Origin of the sequence: Paenibacillus sp. UNC451MF (genome assembly GCF_000686845.1) — a bacterium.
GTDB lineage: Bacteria > Bacillota > Bacilli > Paenibacillales > NBRC-103111 > Paenibacillus_S.
In genome coordinates this window covers 17,137-39,704 of record NZ_JMLS01000008.1, presented here as the reverse complement: position 1 = coordinate 39,704, position 22,568 = coordinate 17,137, and the positions used below count along the sequence as shown (strand labels likewise).

The window sequence follows — 22,568 nt, the reverse complement described above, 5'->3', positions numbered from 1 at the left end:
TCCGTTTAGTTCTGACTTGCTTGAATCGCTTGATCCAAGTCATAAATAATATCTTCGATGGATTCCGTTCCGATGGACAAACGAATCATCCCAGGAGTCACACCCGCAGCAATCTGCTCTTGCTCCGACAATTGCTGATGCGTCGTACTTGCCGGGTGAATAATCAACGATTTGGAATCGCCAACGTTAGCCAAATGGGAGAACAGCTTGATATTGTTGATGACCTTACGACCAGCATCAATACCGCCTTTAATTCCAAAGGTCATGATAGCGCCTTGCCCTTTAGGCATATACTTTTGCGCCAGCTCATAAGAAGGATGGCTTGGCAGCCCTGCATAACTGACCCACTCAACCGCTTCGTTTTGCTCCAGGAATTGAGCTACCTTCAAGGCATTCGAGCTGTGGCGCTCCATACGCAAATGCAGCGTCTCCAAGCCCTGCAGAAGCTGGAAGGAGTTGAACGGAGAGATCGCCGCTCCCATATCTCTCAATAGTTGCACGCGTGCTTTAATAATATAAGCAATCGGGCCTACCGCATCCGTGTAAACCACACCATGATAGCTTGGATCCGGCTCAGTCAAGCCTGAGAACTTGCCGCTAGCTTTCCAGTCGAACTTACCTCCGTCTACGATAACGCCGCCGATGGAAGTACCATGACCACCAATAAACTTCGTAGCGGAATGTACGACAATGTCCGCGCCATGTTCGATCGGACGCAGCAAGTATGGGCTAGGGAAGGTATTATCCACAATAAGCGGAATACCGTTCTCGTGTGCGATTGCCGCTACAGCTTCAATATCGAGGACGTCTCCCTTCGGGTTACCAACAGTCTCCGCATACAACGCTTTTGTCTTCGGCGTGATCGCGCTGCGGAAGTTTTCTGGATCGGAAGGGTCAACGAATTTGACGTTAATGCCAAGCTTAGCTAATGTTGTAGAGAACAAATTGTAAGTGCCGCCATACAAGCTCGCTGCGGAGACGATCTCATCTCCAGAACCTGCGATATTCAAAATCGAATAGGTGATCGCAGCTTGTCCGGAAGCCGTAGCAAGCGCAGCAGGAGCTCCTTCCAACGCCGCAATTCTTTTCTCAAAAACATCCGTCGTCGGATTCATAAGGCGAGTATAGATGTTGCCGAATTCCTTTAAGGCAAACAAGTTAGCCGCATGATCCGTATCGCGGAACCCATAGGATGTTGTTTGATACAAAGGCACTGCGCGGGACAAGGTTGACGGGTCGATCTCCTGACCAGCATGTACTGCCAACGTTTCCAAACCAAGCTTACGTTCATTAGACATTCGTAAAATCCTCCCTAATAAAATATGTATGAAGTCTCTCTACTATTTTCTCATATATTGTAAGAAAACAAAAGGGCGATTCTAGGACTATGGTTCTACCGTAATATAAGGCTTCATTTTGGCTAATAGCTTATCCCCAATTCCTTTAACATCAAGCAGCTGATCTACTGATTTAAATCGGCCTCCCAGTTTTTCACGATAAGCCACTATAGCCTTGGCCTTGCTCTCTCCAATGCCTGGAAGCGCGTCAAGCTCCTTCTCCGTAGCTTTGTTTATATTCAGCTTGCTATCTTGAGATGAGGTGGAAAGGCTATTTGAGGCCGAAGATACAGGCTCTGTCGCGGCATCCGCACTAGGCTGTAGACCGTTTGAACTAGCCTCTTTATCGGCAGGAGCACTGGTGACGGCTTGCTCTTTGGCTTCGGATTCTTGGGACTTAGCACTCGCCTCCTTAGTCGCCGCACTGCCCGAACTATTTTTTGGAGCTGCTTGTGAATTATTCGCGTCGCCCCGTCCAGATGTCCCTTTCTGGCCTGCCTTCTGCTCCGCTTGCTCAGTAAGCAAACGCTGCATATCGTCATTGGCCAAGCGCCATTCGGTCGATTCGCGAATGGCTTCCTTCCATGCCGTATAACCGAACCAGCCTCCCAACGCGACCGTCAACATCACAACAAGAAGAACTGTCCCTGATTTCTTTTTGTTCACAAATGACAAAGCCAATCTTTCGTCTCCTCCTTCACTTCCTAATTAGATACAAACATTATAGCTTTACTCAAAATTACTTATTGTCACAACAACCTCAACCATCATATATATAAACTATGATGCATAAGGATTAAGAAGGCTGCACTTTTCAGGGGGGATGGTCATGAAAGTAGGATTCATAGGCACAGGCAGCATGGGCAGCATACTGGTAGAAGCTTTTATACAGTCCGGGGCGTTGAATCCGGATCAAATAGTGGCAACAAACCGGACCCTTAGCAAAGTGGAGCAGCTGGCTGCAGCATATCCGGGTCTCCAGGTAGCCCGTTCGAATATAGAAGTCGTTAGGAATTGTTCGCTTGTTTTTTTATGTGTAAAACCTGCTGACTATAAGGTCGTCATTACAGAAATCAAGGATGAGGCGGAACCGGATAAATTGCTGGTTTCGATTACTAGTCCTGTTCAAATTCGCCTATTGGAGGAGCAGCTTCGCTGCAAAGTGGCCAAAATTATACCGAGTATTACTAACTACGTGTTTAGCGGTGCCACCTTATGTATTTTCGGCAACCGGTTAGAGGTCGAAGACAAAGATCTGCTGGAAAATCTGCTGTCCCATATTAGCGCACCCATACGCGTCTCAGAAAATCATACCCGCATCTCTTCCGATCTATCAAGCTGCGGGCCCGCGTTCCTCGCCTACTTTATTCAAAGATTCATTCAAGCCTCCGTTGAGGAAACCGGCATTTCAGAAGAAGAAGCGACCCAATTGGCAAGCGAAATGACTCTTGGTACCGGCAAGCTGCTTACAACGGGCGGTTTCACTCCTGCATCTCTGCAAAAAAGAGTATCTGTTCCTGGAGGCATTACCGCAGAAGGACTCCGTATAATGGAAAAAGAGCTGCACGGGATGTTCAATAGCCTCATCCGTACAACTCATTCTAAATATGAAGAAGATTTGGAAAAGGTGGAAGCCCTGTTTCATGAATCGAAGGACGATTAGAACGTGATGCTTTCACGCTTTTCCCAATATGAACCGCCTGCCGCAGCAGAGCGGTTATTTGTTTAACCTACAACAATGTTGACCAGCTTGCCTTTTACTGCAATGACTTTGCGAACGGATTTGCCGCTCATCGCTTCTTGCACCTTGCTCATGCCCAAAGCCAGCTCTTGAAGCTCGGCTTCGTTGGCATCCTTGGAAACCAAAGTACGGTCGACGATCTTACCGTTTACCTGAACGACAATCTCAACTTCGTTATCAACTGTCCATGCTTCGTCATACGTAGGCCATACAGCGTAAGTTACCGTATCAGTATGACCCAGCTTTTCCCACAGCTCTTCAGCCAAATGCGGAGCAATCGGAGACAGCAGTTGAACGAACTGCTCCATAGCTTGCTTAGGCAAGGTCTCGGTTTTATAAGCCTCGTTGACGAAAATCATCAGCTGGCTAATCGCCGTATTAAAGCGAAGCGCGTCCAAATCTTCCGTAATTTTCTTGATGGTACGATGCCATGTCCGTTTGAACGTATCACTTCCCAATGTTTCATCGGCATTGATCTTCGAGTTAAGCTGACCGTTTTCTCCGATAAACAAACGCCAGATCCGGTTCAAGAAACGGTAGGTTCCTTCTACCCCGTTCACATTCCACGGCTTGGTTGCCTCCAATGGCCCCATGAACATTTCGTACATCCGCAGCGTATCCGCTCCGAATTCATTGACAATAACGTCAGGGTTAATGACGTTACCGCGGGATTTACTCATTTTCTCGTTATTTTCACCCAAGATCATGCCTTGGTTAACCAATTTATAGAATGGCTCTTTCGTCGATACGACGCCCAGATCGTACAATACTTTATGCCAGAAACGCGCATACAGCAAGTGAAGCACCGCATGCTCAGCTCCACCGATATACAGATCGACCGGCAGCCATTTTTGCTGAAGGTCTTGAGAGCACAATTCTTTGTCATTCTTCGGATCGATAAAGCGCAGGTAGTACCAGCAGCTTCCCGCCCATTGAGGCATCGTGTTCGTCTCGCGGCGTGCTTTCATACCCGTTTCTGGATCCACTGTTTCTACCCACTCTGTTACATTAGCCAGCGGGGATTCGCCAGTGCCTGACGGTGCGATTTGATCCACATCCGGCAGCAACAGAGGCAATTGATCTACAGGAACGGTTTTCATTGTGCCATCTTCCAGGTGAAGGATAGGAATCGGCTCACCCCAATAACGCTGACGGCTGAACAACCAATCGCGCAGACGGTAGGTCACTTTGCCTTGCCCTTTGCCGTTAGCCTCAAGCCATTCGATCATAGAAGCGATCGCCTGCTCGTTGTTCAATCCGTTCAACTGCTCGGAGTTCACATGCTCTCCATCGCCTGCATAAGCTTCCTTCGTCACATCGCCGCCTTGAACGACTTCGATGATCGGCAGATCAAATTGCTTGGCAAATTCCCAGTCGCGCTGATCGTGGCCAGGCACAGCCATGATAGCTCCGGTACCGTAACCCGCAAGTACGTAATCGGCAATCCAGATTGGAGTTTTCTTGCCATTAACCGGATTAATCGCATACGCGCCTGTGAACACCCCGGTTTTGTCTTTCGCCAAATCGGTGCGCTCCAAATCACTCTTGCGCGCTGCTTTATCCTGGTATTCCTTAACTGCATTCGCTTGTTCAGCAGTAGTGATTGTCTCCACCAGCTCATGCTCAGGAGCCATAACACAGTAAGTTGCACCGAACAAGGTATCAGGACGGGTGGTGAATACTTTCAGGCTTGCATCCGCTTGGCCTTCGATCGCAAAAACTACTTCCGCACCCTTCGATTTTCCGATCCAGTTGCGCTGCATATCCTTGATCGACTCGGACCAATCCAGCTCCTCCAGATCTTCCAATAACCGTTCTGCGTACTCAGTAATTTTCAACACCCATTGACGCATAGGCTTGCGGATAACCGGATGGTTGCCGCGCTCGCTCAAACCATCAATGACTTCTTCGTTTGCCAATACTGTACCCAGTGCCGGACACCAGTTGACAGGAACTTCATCAACATAAGCAAGACCTTTATTGTACAACTGGATAAAGATCCATTGCGTCCATTTATAATAATCCGGGTCTGTCGTGCTGATTTCTCGGTCCCAATCATAAGAGAAGCCCAAGGATTTAATTTGACGGCGAAAATTATTAATGTTTTTGATCGTAATATCCCGTGGATGCTCTCCCGTATCCAATGCGTGCTGCTCAGCAGGCAGACCAAATGCATCCCATCCCATCGGGTGGAGTACATTATATCCGCGCATCCGCTTATATCGGGATACGATATCCGTAGCCGTATAGCCCTCCGGATGGCCTACGTGAAGACCTGCACCGGATGGATATGGAAACATATCCAATGCGTAAAATTTAGGCAAGCTATCGTCGTTCAACACTTTGAACGTTTTATTGTTTTCCCAATACGTTTGCCATTTCGGCTCGATGACCAGCGGGTTATAGCCCTGCTGTTCTTTTACTTCCTGTGTCATTCGATTGTGCCCCCTTCGAAAGTTCAACTTCTAAATATAAAAGCCCCTCATCGCTAGCGCAACGCTAGGGACGAGAGGCATGATTCCCGTGGTACCACCCTAGTTAACACAGGCATTCTTTGCCTAGTGTTCACTCTTCCCCTTAACGCGGGGGCGACGATCGGGCTAAGTCCAGCCGCCTTCAGAATGGATATGTGGATCCTTTCCCAAGTAAGCTAAAACATCACCTTCTGGCTCCAAGACGAGTTCACTCATTCCCAATACCGGCTCTCACCAACCGCCGATTCTCTGCAAATAGGATGTGGAGTTACTACTTCTTATCCCAGCCGTTAACAGCATATAAAGCGATTATATGTAAAAAACGGCAGCTGTGTCAAGTGTACATCCCCTACACAACCGTCGAATCCTTCGAATATGCTGTGATTATACATCACCAAAGCTGGGAAAACTAGATTTCATAAGCATCTCCAAATCTAGCAAGAAGGTGATCCCTATGTCCGGACTCGTTAACGGTATCGCTCTTTCCCTTCCATTATGGGGAATTATTCTAAGCGTTATTCACTTTTTCCTTCAATAATGGAATCATTGCTTTACTTTCGTGCGACAAAAAAAGCTCGCTGCGTCGTATCTGTAACCGATTTCCACATGAAATCAGCATAACAGTCCACTTCACTAAAGCCAGCAGCCAATGCCTGCTGTTTTAACCATGCCAACGGATAAGCGCGCTGTACATGAACTTCATCTACCCTTTGAAACCGTTCTGGCGCATCATAGTCCTGGTCCCGCCCATTCTCACGCACAAAAATGGTTAATGCATGCTCAATCTCACAGCGGCTAGTATCCAGCTCGCTAGTCCAGATGTATGCTATATCATCCTCGTTCAAGAAAAACGGCTGCTCTTCTGCATACGTTTCCAGCTGATGTGGAGTATGGACATCGAATACGAACACACCTCCGTCTTTTAGAGCGGCATGTGCTTGTCCTAAAGCTTCCACTACCTCTTCCTCTTCTAGAAGATAGTTCATGCAATCGCAAAGTGAGATGACTGCATCTACCGGCTGAAGCAAGCTCCAATCTCGTAAGTCCTGCTGCAGCCATGTAATGGACCCCTTACCTGGAAAAGCGTGAGCGCGCTCGGCTTCATAAGCTTTTTGTTGAGCAACAGCCAGCATATCCTCTGACAAATCGATTCCGTATACTTCATATCCCTGTTGTGCTAAAGGAATCGCGATATTTCCGGTACCGCAGCCCAAATCGGCGATCGTTCTTGGTTGACCGTATTTATCCCAGCATTGACTCAAGAAATCAAGCCATTCTGCATAGGGCATTTCTTCCATCAACCGATCGTAGTGATACGCGAACAGCTCGTACGCCATGAAGTTCACCTCCAATAATTAAGTAACAACAAAAAAACCGGCATTTCTGCAGCCTGCCATCGGTGGAGATTCCTATTGAATCGCAACGGGTTGACTAGTCTGCTGCCGGTATAAGCCGAGGAGGCTAATTCTGCTCTGCACTCTGCTCTTTATGTTCTTCCTTTAAATGAGTCCAGCTTCCTTCTTGGTAAACAATGCCTTCTTTCATCAGCTTGCCGACGGCACGTTTAAAGGCAGATTTGCTTATTTTGAAACGTTGTAAAATAACATCTGCCGGCGTTTCATCCGAATAAGGCATCGAACCGTTAGGTCTTTCACGTAAAAACTGCAGCAGCTTCTCCGCATCCTCATCGCGTCCAATTTCTTTAGGAGCCCGCATCGTCAAATTAACTTTACCATCTTCCCGGATAAAGCTGATTCGAACGTCGATTTCTTCACCGAGCCGGAGCAGCCTTGTCCGTTCGGAAGCATGAACCATGCCAATAACGCCAAAGCCTACTACACCGCCATCACAAACTACGAATGTTCCCATTTGCAGTGTCTTGTAGACCCTACCCTTAACCCATTTGTTTTTCCAAGTTACCGGAGCATCAAAGCACAACGGCAGCAGGTCCAATTCACCTGCAAGCTTGGCCACCAAACGTCCCTGACGGTCATGTGCAAGCGAGACGAATACTTTATCTCCTATTTGCGGCCGAAGCTCAGGAAGCTCGGGCAATTCACGAAATGGAAGCAGCAGGTTACGTCCGAGCCCCATTTCCAGAAAGCAGCCGAAGCGTCTATGAATATCGACCACTTCCAGCAAGGCCACCTCACCTAGCTGAATTAATGGTTCACGCATCGTAGCGGCCAAACGATCCTCTGTGTCGTAGAACAAAAATACGTCCACCCGGTCGCCTACCTCAATCTCACCAATCACTTCACTATAATGAAGCAGAACATCTTGATCGCCATCTGTGAGAAAGTAGCCATTGGGCGAGACTTCTCTCGCCACCTCCAGGTTCATACGGATTCCGGCTTCAAGCCTCATACCCTCTCAACCACTTTCGCGTCAGACCAGAGTCTCTCGATATTGTAATACTCCCGGTCGTCGCGGTGGAATACATGAATAACGACATCGCCTAAGTCTACAAGAACCCAACGTGCCGTATCCATTCCTTCCATACCGCGTACTCGTGCGCCCTTCTCTTCAGCCCGCTTACGAATCTCTGTAGCAATGGCCTGCACTTGCGTCTCCGAATTCCCGTGGCAAATCACGAAATAGTCGGCGATCAGGGAGATTCCCTGCAGATCCAACGTAACTACATTCATCGCTTTCTTATCATCAGCCGCATCTACTACAAGGGCCATCAATTTATCCGGGGTTATACTCATTCATTTTCCTCCTCTATATTTAACCAATTATCATCCTATTGTACATTATCCATGTTTAAGGCAGTTTGCTCCTGCCTTTTGATCTCATCAATGAGACTATTACGTGAATGCATAGTTAAAGGGTAAACCTTCTTCCCCTTCTCCAATAAAAACCGTATCGTTCCGTCAAACCCGGCAACTAATGCCTTCTCTACACTATGTTCGGCGATTTCACGGATATTATTCACTCCCGGGAAATCACGCCCTGGTTCGATATAATCCGCCAGACAGACTACTTTTTCCAACAGCGTCATGTCTGCTCTGCCAGAGGTATGATAGCGAATGGCATCCAGCACCTCTTCATCTTCAACGCCGTAATCTCTTTGAGCGACAAAGGCTCCAGCAAAGGAATGCCACAGCTCTTTATCATAATCCAGCAAATCAGCAGGCAAGCCGTTTTCCCTTATAATGCTTTCCTGATCCTTGACTGGCCAGTATTTGCACACATCGTGAAGAATCGCGGCCAAGTAAGCCTTCTCGGGATCACATCCGTATTGACGTGCCAACATGACGGCCGATTCCATCACGCCAAGCGTATGCTCCCACCGTTTGGCTGGCATTTGAGCTTTAACCGAATCCATCAGCTGTTTACGATCCATAAATCCCGCTCTCCTCAATATAGTCGTGTACATGGTCTGGAACCATATACCTAATCGATTTGCCTGCGGCTACCCGTTCACGAATGTACGTTGAGGACAATTCCATAAGCGGCATAGAGGCTATTGAAACTGCTTGCTTCACTTGCTCCGGGAGCTGCTCAACATCCAGTTCGTACCCAGGTCGCTGAAGTCCAATAAACGAGATCAACTGAACCAATTCGTCGAATTTGTACCATTTAGGCAAATATTGTACCATATCGGCACCGATAATATATGAAAAATGAATGCCATTATACTGCTGTTTCAACAGCTTCACCGTATCGATGCTATATGAAACACCGCCTTTTTGCAGCTCTATGTCGATGGGGCGAAAATAAGGATGACCATCCACCGCCCTGCACACCATCTCCCAGCGCTGCTCTGGTGTCGCCCCCGGAGCTTGCTGCTTATGTGGCGGGACGTTGGTCGGCATGAACCATACCTCGTCCAGCTCCGATTGTTCGAATGCGCATTGAGCCGCGATTAAGTGGCCGATATGAATCGGATCAAAGGTGCCTCCCATGATGCCAACCTTCATGCTCCCACCTCATTATACTCCAGTTATTTTTCACCTGAACAAAAGAAAGCCCCGATGGTGAGGCTTCTTGTCTATCTTGACTTATACCGGGAGCTCGATCGTTTTCTTGTCACGGGATTCCTTATAAAGAACGATGATTTTACCGATGACCTGTACTAGCTCTGCACCTGCTCCGTCAGCTAACTGTTGACCTACTTCATTGCGGTCTTCCATGCAGTTATTCAATACCGTCACTTTAATAAGCTCACGAACCTCAAGAGCTTCTTCAATGTGGCGTATCAAATGATCGTTGACGCCACCTTTTCCAACTTGGAAAATCGGGTTCAAGTTATGCGCTAGGGAGCGCAAATATCTTTTTTGTTTGCCTGTTAACATGTGGTTGCCTCAATTCTAGTGTGATGCGTGTTGGGCGATAGTTTGAAACCAAAATGAGAAAATAAATCAGATTACAAGCTTCAGCAAGTTCCTCCGATCGCTGTTGTTTCCGGATTTCTTATTATATATCGTTCATGGATGAAATCCGTAAACAAAGGCGAACACTATCGTTTCTACGGTACTTGCTAAGCTCTCCATCTTACATTTTCTCTGGGAAAAGATCAAAACAATCGTTCAACACGTGTGTGTTATTAAAAAGATTTTTCTACAACTTGGCGCATAGCAGTGATAGGAGCAGGGACACCAGTCCAATATTCAAAGGCATATGCGCCCTGATAAATGAACATTCCGAGTCCGCAATGGATCTTGGCGCCTCTGGCTTCAGATTCACGCAGAAACTTGGTTACCAAAGGAGTATATACCGTATCGCTTACGACTAGTTTGTCATGAATAAGGGACGTATCCATAGGAACGGTATCCACATTAGGATGCATACCTGCCGGTGTAATATTAACGACCAGGCTGACATCACCGATAACCTCTGGAATCGCATCAGTACCCATTCCGGTAGTTTGGGTAAACTGAGATAGCGAGCGAGCCAAATCAACGGCCTTTTCAGGATTCCTGTTGGAAATGTAGATATGGGAAGCGCCTTCCTTGGCCAGCGCATAGCCTACACCACGAGCGGCGCCGCCTGCTCCTAGCATAAGCACTTTTTTACCGCGCAGATCGATGCCCGTCTCTTCCTTTAGCGATCGGACGTAACCGATTCCGTCGGTGTTATACCCCGTCAAGCGGCCGTTATCATTAACAATCGTATTGACTGCACCGATAACACGTGCCCCTTCATCAATCTCGTCCATATAATCCATGACTTCCACTTTATGCGGAATTGTAACGTTGATACCACGAAATTGCAAGGCTCTAATTCCGGCTACCGCATCCTTTAATTGGCCCGGTAATATATGAAATGCCGCATAGGCAGCATTAATGCCTGCTTCTTCAAACGCGCGGTTCAACATTATCGGCGATTTGGAATGACGGATTGGATCACCGAAAACCCCATACATGATTGTGTGGCTGTCCAGCTTATAGTTCCCCATGCTTTAGTTCTCCCCGTTCCCCATTAGATCATCGATTCGCGTACGGCTACCTTAACGCCTTTAGGCGCATGAATCATTAAATCAGCTCCCGTATCGCTGTTCACTTTCACCCATCCAAGTCCGGAAATTGATACGTCGTACTGCTTGCCTTTAGCAATCCTGACAGGATGCTTGGTCAGCTTAGGCAGCAGCTCCAACGCTTCACGGTTAGGAGGAGACAAAAGATCTCCCTTATGCTCTTCATACAGCTCATCCGCTCGCTCCAGCTTGGTTCGATGCGGGGACAGTGCGTTGGACACATAAAAGGTAAACGATTGACGCTGACCTTGAACAAAATCAAATCGAACAAAGCCGCCGAAGAAAATCGTTTGCTGCTCATTTAATTGAAATACTAACGGTTTTATTGGCTTCTCTGGCATGACCTTGTGAAGATCCTGCTTGCTTACCAATTCAGTCAACCGGTGTGTATACACGATTCCCGGAGTATCGATAATAAATGTTCCGTCATCAAGCGGAATTTTCACCAAATCTAGCGTGGTGCCCGGATACTGCGAAGTTGTAAGCTCCGCGTCGAGGTCGCTGTAATCGCGAATTAAGCGGTTAATCAACGTGGATTTACCCACATTCGTCGCCCCGACAACGTATATATCACGACCATCCCGATGCTTGTCCAGCGCTTCAATAACCCGTTCGAATCCCATATTTTGCTTAGCCGAACACAAGACGACATCAACGACCTTCAGACCGAATTCCTTCGCCTGTCTTTGAACCCAGTTGACAATTCTATTGTAATTAGTCACTTTAGGCAGCAGATCGATTTTATTAACGGCAAGCACTACCGGATTGTTTCCGACGAAACGGGCAAGACCGCTGATCAGGGTTCCCTCGAAATCAAAAATATCGACAATGTTCACGACCAGTGATTTCGTGCTCCCTACATGACCCAGCAGCTTTAAGAAATCATCCTGGTTCAACGTAATTCCTGACATATCATTGTAATTTTTAATTCTGAAGCAGCGCTGGCATATGACCGGCGTACGATTCAAAGCCTGCTGAGGAACATAGCCCAGTCTATCAACATTCTCGGTTTGCAGCTTTACTCCGCAGCCCGCACAGGCCCCATCTGCATGTTGCATTTGTGTCATATTGTTTGTGTACCTACTTTCTCATCCAAGTTAAAGCGGCTTTCTCCAAGGAGCGGTTCACCACTTTAGTAAAAAAGCCTTCGTCCCGTCGCTCGATCGGAAGTACCAGTATCGTGTACAATCCCATCCGGTTACCGCCAAGCACATCCGTCATCATCTGGTCTCCAATAACAACCGTTTCCTCGGGACCAAGCTTCATCAGGTGCATTGCTTTTTGAAAAGCGGCGCTTGTCGGTTTCTTGGCACGATAAATAAACGGTAACGAAAGCGGTTCAGCGAACCTACTCACACGCGGCTTGTTGTTGTTCGAGACGATCACGACTTGAAATCCGATCTGCCCAACCACCTTAAGCCAGTCAATCAATTCCGGTGTTGCCAGCGGCGCTTTCGCTCCGACCAACGTGTTGTCTAGATCCGTGATAATGCCGCGTTTGCCTTGCTTCCATAATTCATTCAAGTCAATATCGTAAATGGTATTTACTTGCATCCGTGGAACAAGCTTTTTTAGCAAAAATATTCACCTCAAAACAAGCATATATACGCAAACTATACCATAATTGGCCTTTTTGTTGCAAAAAAATAAGGCAATGTGCCTGGTTCTCTTGAACAAAAAAAGCACCCGATTCAGTCGTCGGATGCCCGCTTTTACGATTCGTCCATTTCCTTTTTCAGCTTCATCAGTTCTTCCGTTCGAGAAGGATCTTTTCTGAAATATTCAATCAACGTTTCGATGCATGTAATGGAATCCCAGCTCAAATGATGCTCAATGCCTTCAACATCTTTATAAATCGTATCTTCCGAAACGCCAATCAAGGTTAAAAATTCTTCTAATAGTTGATGACGGTCAACGAGTCTTTTCCCCATCTTTTGTCCCTTGGAAGTCAGAACAAGACCGCGGTACTTCTCATATACCAAATAATTGTCTTTATCCAATTTTTGGATCATTTTCGTAACGGAAGAAGGATGCACTTCCAACCCTTCGGCGATATCGGACACACGAGCATATCCCTTCTCATCGATCAGCTTGTAGATCCTCTCCAGATAGTCCTCCATACTAGGTGTAGCCATTTTGCTTTCCTCCCGTACATCTTAAACCATACGTAAGTCGTAAAAACCTGGATGAACATTGAAAAAGCGCCCATCGATCAGTTATTTCCCACGAGTGAGCGTAAGCGTTCAGGTTCAAACTATGGTCATTATAAGCGCCTTTTACTATATCACAGCCGAATGAGCGAAGCAAGTTAAGTCAACAAAATGGAGCAGATACGGTACCCAAAAGGAGACATTTTATGACACTAGAAACCTTAACTCCTCCACTCCGGCAGACGGAAGTATTCGTCCCTGAGCTCGTATACTTTGAGCCTGACGCGCTAAATTACCCAAAGGGTCAAAAAATTATGGAGTGGGCCCAAAAACAAGGCTTGCCTATCCATATGACGACATCCCATAACCGAATCACGAATTTGCCCGGGGATAGCGACTTGGAGAAATACCGAATTGCAAAGCGGACACTTGTTGTTGGAATCCGTAAAACATTAAAATTTGATACGTCCAAGCCATCGGCCGAATATGCGATACCTATTGCTACTGGTTGTATGGCCCACTGCCATTATTGTTACTTGCAAACTACACTCGGCGCTAAGCCGTATATTAGGGTATATGTCAATACCGATGATATTTTGAAGGCGGCCAAGCAATATATTGAGGAAAGAGCACCTGAGATTACCCGGTTCGAAGCCGCATGTACATCGGATCCGGTCGGTCTGGAGCATATTAGCGGTTCGTTGAAAGAACTGATCGAGTTTATGGGTAAAGAACCTCTCGGCCGACTTCGATTCGTAACAAAATTTCACCACGTGGAGCCGCTGCTAGACGTCAAGCATAACAAGCACACACGTTTCAGATTCAGCGTCAATGCGGATTACGTTATCAAAAATTTCGAGCCTGCCACTTCGAGCTTCTATGAACGAATTCAAGCGGCTGGAAAAGTGGCTAAAGCAGGATATCCTCTAGGCTTTATAATCGCCCCCATCATATGGCATGAAGGCTGGGAGGATGGATATCGTGAGCTGCTGGAAAAACTAAAAGAGGCGCTTCCTGAAGAAGCCACCTCTGATATGACCTTTGAACTTATTCAACATCGTTTTACGAAGACTGCCAAAACCGTCATTCAGCAGCGATATCCTAAAACCAAGCTGGAATTGGATGAAACAAAACGTAAATATAAATGGGGCCGCTGGGGCCAAGGCAAGTATGTTTATCCCGATGAACAGGCTACGGCTCTGCGTGAATTCATAACCGACCAAATATTCGACAAGTTCCCTAATTCAAGCATCGACTATTTCACCTAAAACTTCAGGTAGTCGGGGGTAATGGAATTCAACCAGATGGTGATTCGAGTCATTTGATCTGTGTACAGCAGGACAGCCATGACAATCATCAAGCCCCCGCCTATCTTCATAATGGTTGATGAATACCGAAGAATCCATTTGGTACTTCCGATGAAAAAAGCCAAAATGAAAAACGGAATCGCAAATCCGAGCGAGTATGCCGTAATCAAAGGCAGCCATGAATCCGGGTTTGTTGCAGCCAAAGCCAATATAGCCGATAAAATAGGTCCGATACAAGGACTCCAGCCCGCTGCAAATCCCATGCCGATCAATATGGAACCCAGATATCCCGCAGGCTTAAATTTCCACTGCATCTTCCGTTCTCTCATTAGCCACTGCGGCTGAAAAATGCCTAGCAAGAACAAACCCATAGCAAAAATTAAGATAGCGGCAACCTGCCGCAGCAGATCTTTATAATCAATAAAGATGTTGGATACCAGTCCAGCGCCCCAGCCTAGGCTGTAAAATATAATAGAAAAGCCTAAGATAAAGCATAATGTATGAAGCACCGTTCTTTTGCGGACACCGGAAGCAGAGCCTTCTTTTAATTGGCTAACGGAGATCCCTGTTATGTAAGATAAATAGGATGGATACAAGGGTAAACAGCAGGGTGAGATAAACGATGCTACACCTGCCCATAGCGCGATCCATAAGTTAACTTCCATGGTGACTCCTTTCTAAAAGTTTTCTTTACTTTAGAAAACTTGCTACTCGACGGCTATAACCGAAAGCCTCGTTTAATGAACATACTTATAATTAAAAGCGCGATGAGGCATAACACGATAGTCGCACCCGGAGCTGTGCCCCACACTCCCGCGGCAACCAAGCCGCCGACAACAGCGATTTCGGAAAACAAAACAGACCAAAACAATGAATTCCGAAAGCTCTTAGCTACAAGAAGACTGCATGCAACAGGTATTGTTAACAGCGATGAAACCAAAAGGGCTCCAACGATCTTAATAGCTACTGTGATCACCAGTGCGGTCAGTATCGTGATCATCATATTATAGAAGCGAAGCGGCAAACCACTAACCCCAGCCGCATCCTCGTCAAAAAACATCAGAAACAGCTCTTTGTAATTCACCAAAATAACTCCCACAACTATCACAGTCACCCCCAGCACGACCCATAAATCTATGGAGTCCAAGGTATAAATGCTCCCGAAAAAATAACTCATCACATTGATATTGAAGCCTTTTCCCAATGTAAACAATAAGGTAGCCAAAGCGACGCCGCCGGACATAATAATGGCAATAGAGAGCTCGGCATACGTCTTGTATGCTTTGCGCAGCTTTTCAATTGCAAATGAAGCCAACACAGCGAATAATAAACCTACCCCGATCGGGTACACATTGATTAAAAAACCGAGGGCGATCCCTGCGATCGACACATGCGCAAGTGTATCTCCGATCATGGAGAGCCTTCTTAAGACTAGAAATACTCCCATCATAGGAGCTGCAAGCCCAATGAGCAAGCCACCCAACAAGGCTCGTTGAAAAAAATATTCCGAAAAAATATCCACCTGTTTCTCTCCTAGCTTCAGCTTCCTTGCCTATCGTTCTTACGATAAGACCTCAATTTGTTCCCGCAACTGCTGGATGGAGTGAGTCAAATTCGTTTCCTGGCAGTTCTCAGGCTCATGGGTGTGCTTAACATAAAACGAGAGCGAACCGCTCTTCTGAATAGGCTCATTTCCAATATACGATTGTACCATATCCATGTCATGAGATACCATAATAAACGTAATGTGATGATGCTGATGCATATGCCTGATCATTCTGAAGAAGCCCGCTTGAGTCTCCGCATCAATGCCCACCGTAGGCTCGTCCAAGATGAGCAGCTCCGGGTTGTTAATAAGTGCACGCGCCAAAAACACACGCTGCTGTTGACCGCCAGAAAGCTGGCCGATCCGGCGATCTGCCAAATCCTCGATCCGCATGACATAAAGCGCATCCTCGCATTTTTGGTGATCCTCTTTGGTCATGCGCCGAAACATCTTTTTCTTGCCATACAGCCCAGACAGCACTACCTCACGTACAGTTGCTGGAAACAAAGGATTGAACGCATTTTTTTGCGGCACGTACCCGATTCGTTCCCAATCGCGGAATGTTGAAATCGGCTCCCCAAACAACCGAATCTCCCCTTGGGACGGCTTCAGCAATCCCACAATCATTTTGAGCAGTGTCGTTTTACCTGCCCCGTTAGACCCGATCAAGCCGATAAAATCGCGCTCAAGTACGGTAAAGTTGAGATTTTCAATTACTTTTTTATTTTCGTAGAAAAAAAAGACGTCATCAATTGAGACGATGCTCCGATGACATCCTGCATTCACTGGCTTCATAGCTGCAAGCTCCTTTTTCGCAGGTTCCTACTTCTATTGTAATGCTTTTAATAAATTATTCAAATTCGCTTCCATCAACGATATATAATCGGCTCCGGATTTCAGCTGCGCATCCGTTAGTCCTTCAAGGGGATTCAGCACCATCGTCTCGACTTTGGCGTCTTTAGCTAACGTTTTGGCCAGACGGTCTGAAACCAGCTCCTCGAAGAAAATATATTTGATGTTATTAGAACGGATAAATTCATTAATTTCTTTCAAATCCTTAGATGTCGGCTCTGAATCCGGAGACAAGCCCATAATGGCTTTCTGTGTCAAACCATATTCTTTCGCCAAATAAGCGAATGACTGGTGCGTAACGACAATTTCTTTTTTCGTCGTTTTGGATAGCGCATCTTTGTACTTGTTGTTTAGCTGATCCAGATTTGCCGCCAACTGCTTAAAGTTAGCTTCGTAATCGGCTTGGTTAGCAGGGTCGACTTTGACAAGCTGGTCCTTAATGTTTTGGGCAATGATTTTGGCATTGACCGGGCTCAGCCACACATGTGGATCATAGTGAGCATCATTAGTATGATCGTGATCGTCTTTCTTGCCTTGCTGCTCATGTTCGTCGCCAGTGGAAGCCAGAAGCTGAACTCCTTTGCTTCCTTCCACAATAGCTACCTTGGAATCCTTCGGCAAGCTGTCGAGTGTATCTTTCACCCAGCCCTCAAAACCGGCTCCCAAGTACACAAACATTTGAGCCTTGGACAAATTTTGCATATCCCGGCTTTTTGGCGTCCAATCATGGGGCTCTACGCCAGTCGGTACCAGGTTAATTACGTTGACATGATCCCCGCCTATTTTTTTCGTAAAATCATATAAAGGATAAAAACTGGCTACGACATTCACTTTGCCGTTGATCAGCGTTGCCTGCGACTTACCGCAGCCTGTTAAAATAGCAGAAACTATCAATACCAGCAAAATAGGAATGATGATGGTTTTATTGCGCAGCGACATGTAAAAACGCTCCCCCTGAAATGTAAATCGTAAACTTTTTTATTAGACGATTACGATTATACGTCCGGCTCTCGCCCATGTCAACAGTTAATAATATTTACGATTAACGGAGTTCATAAATATAGTAGGGCGCTAGATTCTCAAGATAAATAGTTTTCTCTAAGGAGCCTTTTACTGGGATATATGATTAGGGACTTACCTGCCATATGTTTGTATTTTACGAAGAGAGAATCTTTTCGAACTAAAATGAGAGATTAAGAATATCTATTGATTTCCGCGACGGAGTCCGTTTCTTGGACTTTGCTTATGTAAGGGGGCCGCTAAGGCTCGCGACAGAGATCGATGGCTTTGGTCCCCATTATCAAAAGATGAGCAGGACTCAATTTTCCATATCAATGGATGCGACAGAACCATCTTATTATTGATGGATGGAAAGTTTACAGAACCACAGAGAAAGCAGGGCTTCTATCTTCCGAGGAAAAAGAGATTATTAGGATGGCTGTGAGACTTAATCGCAGCTTCAGTCCAGCGGATGGCTGTTCTCTGCTAAATATAAAACAAGAAAAGGCGCGCAAGCTGCTGCGTAATCTCTTGCAAAAGAACATGCTGTTATCGGATGGACGAGGTGCTGAGCGCATCCGAAGCTACAAACTGGCTCAGGAAGTGCACGTAGATTCGATACATATGTAGCGCCGTTCGTTGAGGGATAGCGTGGGCGAGCCGATCGACACTTTAACGCTGTTTTTCAAAGTTATATGACCCTCACTGCCACCGCAGGCTACTTTAGCGCTGTTTTTCAGCGCTAACTCAGCCCTTCTCCCGAAGCAGCAAAAAAACCACCATCTCCCCGACCCAAATCGGTGAGATGGTGGTTTCATACCTCGTTTGATGCACCGCGGCATCAAACGCGGCGAACTACTCTACGCGCACAGCCTGCATTTGCGCTTTGATGCACAGCTCGCCTGCCTTGAAGGCGTGCTCCTGTGTCATTGCATTTTCCGTGCGGTTAATGCAATCGAGGATCAGCTGTCCGAAGAATGGATAGCCGACTTGGCCCTTCAGCGAGTAGTGCTTCTCGCCTTCTTTGTTGACCAGGTACAGGTGGTCGCCTTTCGGATCACGTGCGATGTCGATGTACTTACGGATTTCAATGTATCCTTCCGTACCGAGAATCGTCATACGTCCGTCACCCCAAGTGCCTAAGCCGTCCGGAGTCAACCAGTCAACACGGAAGTAGTTGGTCGCACCGTTATCGGCAACAAGCGTAGCATCGCCGAAATCTTCGAGCTCCGGATAATCCTTGTTATTGTAGTTAGCAATTTTACTATGAAGCACTTGTGCATCCTTCGCACCGGTGAAGAACAGGAACTGTTCGATTTGATGGCTGCCGATATCGCACAGGATGCCGCCATATTTTTCATGCTGGAAGAACCATTCCGGTCTGGACGGTGCATTCAAGCGATGAGGACCAAAGCCGATTACTTGTACTACGCGGCCGATGGCGCCCTGCTCAATCAATTGTCCTGCAAATACAGCACTCTCAACGTGCAGACGCTCGCTGTAATAAACCATGTACTTTTTGCCGGTTTCTTTAGCTTTGGCTCTAGCTTGCTCTACCTGTTCCAAAGTAGTGAAGGGCGTTTTATCCGTAAAGTAGTCTTTTCCGTGATCCATCGCGCGAAGACCTAGAGCGCAGCGCTCTGACGGTACAGCAGCACCGGCAATCAGCTTGATCGATGGATCGTTCAAAATTTCAGCTTCGGAAGAAGCTGCTTTAGCTTGCGGAAATTTTTTGACGAATGCTTCTACTTTGGCAGGGTCCGGATCATACACGGCAACAAGATCGGCTCCCGCTTCGATCAAGCCGTTGCACATGCCATAAATATGGCCGTGGTCCAATGCGATTGCAGCGAAAGCAAACTCTCCCTTAGCTACGACCGGATTCGGTTTGCCTTGCGGCGCGTAATTCATTCCGTCTTTGGTTTGCATAATGGTTAGGCCTCCTGGTAAGAGTCATGGATTATTCATTATTATTGTTAACGTGAACAATCCTCATTTTACCACAGATCCGTTAGGAAGTGCATCAGAAATTGTAGCTAAAGTTAATTGATCTCCATGAGACGCTGCAAGGATCATTCCTTGAGACAATTCGCCGCGTAATTTCACTGGTTTCAGGTTCGTTACACAAATCACTTTACGTCCAACCATTTGCTCCGGCGTATAGAATTTAGCGATCCCGGACACAACCTGACGCTGCTCAGTACCAAGATCCAGCTGAAGCTTCAACAGTTTGTCGGCTCCTTTTACCGGCTCTGCCGCAATAACTTCAGCGACCCGAAGCTCAACCTTGAAGAAATCGTCGATTGAGATTTCCTGAACACCTTCGACTGCTTCTTTTTTCTCTTCAGAAGAAGCTTTTGCCGCCTTACCATCAGCCTTCACTACTGCCGGAGCTGCTTCAGCGCCTCCGCCCATAGCTTGCGCGATGTAAGAAACTTCCTTTTCCACTTCAAGTCGAGGGAACATTACCTCGCCCTTTTCCACTCGCGTACCGCTTGGAAGGGTTCCGAAATGGTGAATCGTATCCCAAGCTGTCAGTGGACCTTCTTGAATTCCTAGCTGCTGCCACATTTTACGCGGAGTTTGCGTCAAGAACGGCTGCAGCATTACGGAAGCAATTCGCAGCGATTCAGCCAAGCAATAGAGTACGGAGCCTAGCGCCGAACGCTTGCTTTCATCTTTTACAAGAGCCCATGGCTGAGTCTCATCAATATATTTGTTCGTACGGCTGACCATTTGCCAGATCGCTCCCAGAGCCACGGAAAACTCCATATTTTCCATCGAGTCTTCAACTTTGCGGACGGTAGTACGAATTGTATCCAACAGTGCTCCGTCGAATTCAATAGCGTCCTTGATATACTCAGGTACCGTTCCGCCGAAGTACTTGTCGATCATAACGACAGTACGGCTCAGCAGGTTACCCAAATCGTTAGCCAGATCGAAGTTGATCCGTTCTACGAAGCTCTCCGGTGTGAAGGTGCCATCAGAACCGAAAGGAACTTCCCGAAGCAAATAGTAACGAAGGGCATCCAGACCATAGCGGTCGATCAGAGTTACAGGATCTACTACGTTGCCTTTCGATTTAGACATTTTGCCGTCTTTCATCAGCAGCCAGCCATGGCCAAATACCTTTTTAGGTAATGGTAAATCCAGCGCCATCAGCATGATAGGCCAGTAGATCGTATGGAAGCGGACGATTTCTTTTCCGACCAAATGCACGTCAGCAGGCCAGTACTTCTTGTACTTGCTATCATCCTCACTGCCATATCCGAGTGCAGTAATATAGTTGGACAACGCATCGATCCAAACATAGATGACATGCTTTGGATCATTTGGTACTTTAACTCCCCAATCAAAGGTTGTACGGGACACAGCCAAATCCTCAAGACCTGGTTTAATGAAGTTGTTGATCATCTCATTTTTACGAGATTCCGGCTGAATAAATTCAGGGTTTTCCTCGTAATATTTCAACAAGCGATCCGCGTATTTGCTCATCCGGAAGAAATAGCTCTCTTCCTTGATCAGTTCAACGGGTCGTCCGCAATCAGGACAATTGCCGTCCACCAGTTTATTTTCCAGGAAGAAGGATTCGCATGGTGTACAGTACCAGCCTTCATAAGTTCCCAAGTAAATATCATCTTGCTCGATCAAACGGGCAAAAATTTTCTCTACAGATAGCTTGTGCCGCGGCTCTGTCGTACGGATGAAATCATCATAAGAGATGTCCAGCTTATTCCAAAGCTCTTTGATACCGGCGACGATGTCGTCAACGAATTGCTGAGGAGTAACGCCCTTCTCCTGCGCTTTGCGTTCAATCTTTTGCCCATGCTCGTCCGTACCGGTGAGGTACATCACATCATAGCCGCGCAGCCGCTTGTATCGAGACATAGCATCACCCGCAACCGTTGTGTAAGCATGTCCGATGTGGAGCTTGTCGCTCGGATAATAAATCGGCGTCGTAATGTAAAACGATTTTTGTTGATCTGTCATCGTAAATCGCTCCTTTTTAGGTTCAATGAAAAACAAAAAAAGCCCTGTCCAGCTTGGGACGAGAGCTTGTGCTCACGCGGTACCACCCAACTTCCCCCGCTAATCGTTTAAGAGTAGCAAGGCTCAGTAGTCTTTATGCGACTTTCCGTTAACGCCGGAATTACGACGACAGCTCACGGTTGCAGCAGTTCTTTCTGCGCTACGCTCACTTTCATATCCTCCCGGACCATCTTCCCTTGCTTCCGTCAACCGGCTCTCAGCTACCCCGGCTCTCTGTGTGACATCTGCAAAGTACTCATCCGTTCATAGGCTATACAAATATAGGGTTAAGGCAAATATAGCGATAAAGCCGACCTGTGTCAAGTGAGGGAGCCTGCGGTGTCTAACAACCCGATTCGGCACCCTTTCTAATTTCATTTATTTTTGCTTTTCCGTCGCTGGAGGAACATAATCAATCCCCCCAGGATGAAACGGATGGCACTTACATATTCTTTTCACAGCTAACCAGGTTCCTTTGGCGGGACCGTGTATTTCCAGCGCATCCAGCGCATATTGGGAGCAAGAAGGATAAAATCGGCATGTCGGCGGCTTCAGCGGCGAAATGAATTTTCGATAAAATTTGACCCCGCCCTGCAGCAGTTTTTTCATTGATGCGCCTCCTGACTGTCAGCAGCCTATGCTCGTCCTATG

General features: G+C 46.8%; 23 protein-coding genes and 2 other annotated features. Of the genes, 3 read left to right on the top strand and 20 right to left on the bottom strand.

The annotated features are described in order from the left end of the window. Positions 1-5: 5 nt before the first annotated feature. Together BP97_RS0111240 and BP97_RS38785 are read right to left on the bottom strand one after the other, a co-directional pair. Positions 6-1,298 (bottom strand): homocysteine synthase, encoded by a 1,293-nt coding sequence (locus BP97_RS0111240; RefSeq protein ID WP_028549183.1) that lies wholly within the window; start codon positions 1,296-1,298, stop codon positions 6-8. An 87-nt stretch (positions 1,299-1,385) separates the two neighbouring features. After that, positions 1,386-2,018, bottom strand: a complete 633-nt coding sequence (locus BP97_RS38785) for a ComEA family DNA-binding protein (protein WP_051620514.1) — start codon at positions 2,016-2,018, stop codon at positions 1,386-1,388. Between the two features lie 148 nt (positions 2,019-2,166). Here BP97_RS38785 and comER point away from each other — a divergent pair, with 148 nt between their 5' ends. Next, the gene (gene comER, locus BP97_RS0111230; protein ID WP_028549182.1) at positions 2,167-3,000 is read left to right on the top strand and encodes a late competence protein ComER; all 834 of its coding nucleotides are present in this window, start codon (positions 2,167-2,169) and stop codon (positions 2,998-3,000) included. A 62-nt stretch (positions 3,001-3,062) separates the two neighbouring features. Here the strand turns inward: comER and leuS are convergent, their stop codons facing one another. The 11 genes from leuS to mntR all read right to left on the bottom strand — a co-directional run bounded on the left by leuS (position 3,063) and on the right by mntR (position 13,169). After that, positions 3,063-5,513, bottom strand: coding sequence for a leucine--tRNA ligase (leuS, locus tag BP97_RS0111225; protein ID WP_028549181.1), 2,451 nt, complete (start codon positions 5,511-5,513; stop codon positions 3,063-3,065). Positions 5,514-5,576: 63 nt separating this feature from the next. Continuing rightward, positions 5,577-5,846 (bottom strand) — a binding site (T-box leader). 257 nt (positions 5,847-6,103) lie between these two features. Next, positions 6,104-6,889: a class I SAM-dependent DNA methyltransferase gene (locus BP97_RS0111220; RefSeq protein ID WP_028549180.1), complete on the bottom strand. Its 786-nt coding sequence runs from the start codon at positions 6,887-6,889 to the stop codon at positions 6,104-6,106. 124 nt (positions 6,890-7,013) lie between these two features. Further along, positions 7,014-7,919: a CvfB family protein gene (locus BP97_RS0111215; protein WP_028549179.1), complete on the bottom strand. Its 906-nt coding sequence runs from the start codon at positions 7,917-7,919 to the stop codon at positions 7,014-7,016. Further along, positions 7,916-8,263 carry a ribosome silencing factor gene (gene rsfS / locus BP97_RS0111210; protein ID WP_028549178.1) on the bottom strand — a complete coding sequence of 116 codons (348 nt, stop codon included), beginning with the start codon at positions 8,261-8,263 and terminating at the stop codon, positions 7,916-7,918. The genes BP97_RS0111215 and rsfS overlap by 4 nt, the downstream gene beginning before the upstream one ends. Positions 8,264-8,298: 35 nt before the next feature. Next, positions 8,299-8,901, bottom strand: a complete 603-nt coding sequence (gene yqeK, locus BP97_RS0111205) for a bis(5'-nucleosyl)-tetraphosphatase (symmetrical) YqeK (RefSeq protein WP_028549177.1) — start codon at positions 8,899-8,901, stop codon at positions 8,299-8,301. Beyond that, the gene (locus tag BP97_RS0111200; RefSeq protein WP_028549176.1) at positions 8,891-9,478 is read right to left on the bottom strand and encodes a nicotinate-nucleotide adenylyltransferase; all 588 of its coding nucleotides are present in this window, start codon (positions 9,476-9,478) and stop codon (positions 8,891-8,893) included. Before BP97_RS0111200 ends, yqeK begins: the two co-directional genes overlap by 11 nt. An 81-nt stretch (positions 9,479-9,559) precedes the next feature. After that, positions 9,560-9,853: a ribosome assembly RNA-binding protein YhbY gene (gene yhbY / locus BP97_RS0111195; protein ID WP_028549175.1), complete on the bottom strand. Its 294-nt coding sequence runs from the start codon at positions 9,851-9,853 to the stop codon at positions 9,560-9,562. A gap of 251 nt (positions 9,854-10,104) precedes the next feature. Further along, a complete protein-coding gene (locus BP97_RS0111190; protein ID WP_028549174.1) occupies positions 10,105-10,956 on the bottom strand; it encodes a shikimate dehydrogenase in 852 nt (283 codons plus the stop codon). A gap of 23 nt (positions 10,957-10,979) precedes the next feature. Further along, a complete protein-coding gene (gene yqeH, locus BP97_RS0111185; protein ID WP_028549173.1) occupies positions 10,980-12,101 on the bottom strand; it encodes a ribosome biogenesis GTPase YqeH in 1,122 nt (373 codons plus the stop codon). Between the two features lie 13 nt (positions 12,102-12,114). Then, on the bottom strand, positions 12,115-12,612 hold the full coding sequence (locus tag BP97_RS0111180; protein ID WP_028549172.1) for a YqeG family HAD IIIA-type phosphatase: 498 nt from the start codon (positions 12,610-12,612) through the stop codon (positions 12,115-12,117). A 134-nt stretch (positions 12,613-12,746) separates the two neighbouring features. Further along, on the bottom strand, positions 12,747-13,169 hold the full coding sequence (gene mntR, locus BP97_RS0111175) for a transcriptional regulator MntR (protein WP_028549171.1): 423 nt from the start codon (positions 13,167-13,169) through the stop codon (positions 12,747-12,749). A gap of 221 nt (positions 13,170-13,390) precedes the next feature. Between mntR and splB the strand changes: the two genes are divergently transcribed. Beyond that, positions 13,391-14,452, top strand: a complete 1,062-nt coding sequence (gene splB / locus BP97_RS0111170) for a spore photoproduct lyase (RefSeq protein WP_028549170.1) — start codon at positions 13,391-13,393, stop codon at positions 14,450-14,452. On the opposite strand, the gene BP97_RS0111165 is transcribed toward splB, so the two are convergent. Genes BP97_RS0111165 through BP97_RS0111150 form a run of 4 tightly spaced genes read right to left on the bottom strand, consistent with a single transcriptional unit; the run spans position 14,449 to position 17,828 of the window. Beyond that, on the bottom strand, positions 14,449-15,156 hold the full coding sequence (locus tag BP97_RS0111165) for a cytochrome c biogenesis CcdA family protein (protein ID WP_028549169.1): 708 nt from the start codon (positions 15,154-15,156) through the stop codon (positions 14,449-14,451). The genes splB and BP97_RS0111165 overlap by 4 nt on opposite strands. Positions 15,157-15,209: 53 nt before the next feature. Next, positions 15,210-16,013: a metal ABC transporter permease gene (locus BP97_RS0111160; RefSeq protein WP_028549168.1), complete on the bottom strand. Its 804-nt coding sequence runs from the start codon at positions 16,011-16,013 to the stop codon at positions 15,210-15,212. Between the two features lie 39 nt (positions 16,014-16,052). Further along, entirely contained in the window at positions 16,053-16,832 is a 780-nt protein-coding gene (locus tag BP97_RS0111155) for a metal ABC transporter ATP-binding protein (RefSeq protein ID WP_028549167.1), read from the bottom strand. 33 nt (positions 16,833-16,865) lie between these two features. Continuing rightward, entirely contained in the window at positions 16,866-17,828 is a 963-nt protein-coding gene (locus BP97_RS0111150; RefSeq protein ID WP_036745746.1) for a metal ABC transporter substrate-binding protein, read from the bottom strand. A 495-nt stretch (positions 17,829-18,323) separates the two neighbouring features. Between BP97_RS0111150 and BP97_RS35955 the strand changes: the two genes are divergently transcribed. Then, a complete protein-coding gene (locus BP97_RS35955) occupies positions 18,324-18,518 on the top strand; it encodes a hypothetical protein (RefSeq protein WP_156043197.1) in 195 nt (64 codons plus the stop codon). A 225-nt stretch (positions 18,519-18,743) separates the two neighbouring features. Here the strand turns inward: BP97_RS35955 and BP97_RS0111140 are convergent, their stop codons facing one another. The 3 genes from BP97_RS0111140 to yidD all read right to left on the bottom strand — a co-directional run bounded on the left by BP97_RS0111140 (position 18,744) and on the right by yidD (position 22,526). Beyond that, on the bottom strand, positions 18,744-19,817 hold the full coding sequence (locus BP97_RS0111140) for a Gfo/Idh/MocA family protein (RefSeq protein ID WP_028549165.1): 1,074 nt from the start codon (positions 19,815-19,817) through the stop codon (positions 18,744-18,746). Positions 19,818-19,880: 63 nt separating this feature from the next. Further along, on the bottom strand, positions 19,881-21,878 hold the full coding sequence (gene metG, locus BP97_RS0111135; protein WP_028549164.1) for a methionine--tRNA ligase: 1,998 nt from the start codon (positions 21,876-21,878) through the stop codon (positions 19,881-19,883). A gap of 51 nt (positions 21,879-21,929) precedes the next feature. Further along, positions 21,930-22,194 (bottom strand) — a binding site (T-box leader). A gap of 101 nt (positions 22,195-22,295) precedes the next feature. Beyond that, on the bottom strand, positions 22,296-22,526 hold the full coding sequence (gene yidD / locus BP97_RS0111130) for a membrane protein insertion efficiency factor YidD (RefSeq protein WP_028549163.1): 231 nt from the start codon (positions 22,524-22,526) through the stop codon (positions 22,296-22,298). Between the last annotated feature and the right edge of the window lie 42 nt (positions 22,527-22,568).

What these genes read in the sequence shown, in the direction of transcription:
- BP97_RS0111240 (WP_028549183.1), bottom strand. Translation starts at nt 1,298, where the DNA reads ATGTCTAATGAACGTAAGCTTGGTTTGGAAACGTTGGCAGTACATGCT.
- comER (WP_028549182.1), top strand. Translation starts at nt 2,167, where the DNA reads ATGAAAGTAGGATTCATAGGCACAGGCAGCATGGGCAGCATACTGGTA.
- leuS (WP_028549181.1), bottom strand. Translation starts at nt 5,513, where the DNA reads ATGACACAGGAAGTAAAAGAACAGCAGGGCTATAACCCGCTGGTCATC.
- BP97_RS0111220 (WP_028549180.1), bottom strand. Translation starts at nt 6,889, where the DNA reads ATGGCGTACGAGCTGTTCGCGTATCACTACGATCGGTTGATGGAAGAA.
- BP97_RS0111215 (WP_028549179.1), bottom strand. Translation starts at nt 7,919, where the DNA reads ATGAGGCTTGAAGCCGGAATCCGTATGAACCTGGAGGTGGCGAGAGAA.
- rsfS (WP_028549178.1), bottom strand. Translation starts at nt 8,263, where the DNA reads ATGAGTATAACCCCGGATAAATTGATGGCCCTTGTAGTAGATGCGGCT.
- yqeK (WP_028549177.1), bottom strand. Translation starts at nt 8,901, where the DNA reads ATGGATCGTAAACAGCTGATGGATTCGGTTAAAGCTCAAATGCCAGCC.
- BP97_RS0111200 (WP_028549176.1), bottom strand. Translation starts at nt 9,478, where the DNA reads ATGAAGGTTGGCATCATGGGAGGCACCTTTGATCCGATTCATATCGGC.
- yhbY (WP_028549175.1), bottom strand. Translation starts at nt 9,853, where the DNA reads ATGTTAACAGGCAAACAAAAAAGATATTTGCGCTCCCTAGCGCATAAC.
- BP97_RS0111190 (WP_028549174.1), bottom strand. Translation starts at nt 10,956, where the DNA reads ATGGGGAACTATAAGCTGGACAGCCACACAATCATGTATGGGGTTTTC.
- yqeH (WP_028549173.1), bottom strand. Translation starts at nt 12,101, where the DNA reads ATGACACAAATGCAACATGCAGATGGGGCCTGTGCGGGCTGCGGAGTA.
- mntR (WP_028549171.1), bottom strand. Translation starts at nt 13,169, where the DNA reads ATGGCTACACCTAGTATGGAGGACTATCTGGAGAGGATCTACAAGCTG.
- splB (WP_028549170.1), top strand. Translation starts at nt 13,391, where the DNA reads ATGACACTAGAAACCTTAACTCCTCCACTCCGGCAGACGGAAGTATTC.
- BP97_RS0111165 (WP_028549169.1), bottom strand. Translation starts at nt 15,156, where the DNA reads ATGGAAGTTAACTTATGGATCGCGCTATGGGCAGGTGTAGCATCGTTT.
- BP97_RS0111155 (WP_028549167.1), bottom strand. Translation starts at nt 16,832, where the DNA reads ATGAAGCCAGTGAATGCAGGATGTCATCGGAGCATCGTCTCAATTGAT.
- BP97_RS0111150 (WP_036745746.1), bottom strand. Translation starts at nt 17,828, where the DNA reads ATGTCGCTGCGCAATAAAACCATCATCATTCCTATTTTGCTGGTATTG.
- BP97_RS35955 (WP_156043197.1), top strand. Translation starts at nt 18,324, where the DNA reads ATGGCTGTGAGACTTAATCGCAGCTTCAGTCCAGCGGATGGCTGTTCT.
- BP97_RS0111140 (WP_028549165.1), bottom strand. Translation starts at nt 19,817, where the DNA reads ATGCAAACCAAAGACGGAATGAATTACGCGCCGCAAGGCAAACCGAAT.
- metG (WP_028549164.1), bottom strand. Translation starts at nt 21,878, where the DNA reads ATGACAGATCAACAAAAATCGTTTTACATTACGACGCCGATTTATTAT.
- yidD (WP_028549163.1), bottom strand. Translation starts at nt 22,526, where the DNA reads ATGAAAAAACTGCTGCAGGGCGGGGTCAAATTTTATCGAAAATTCATT.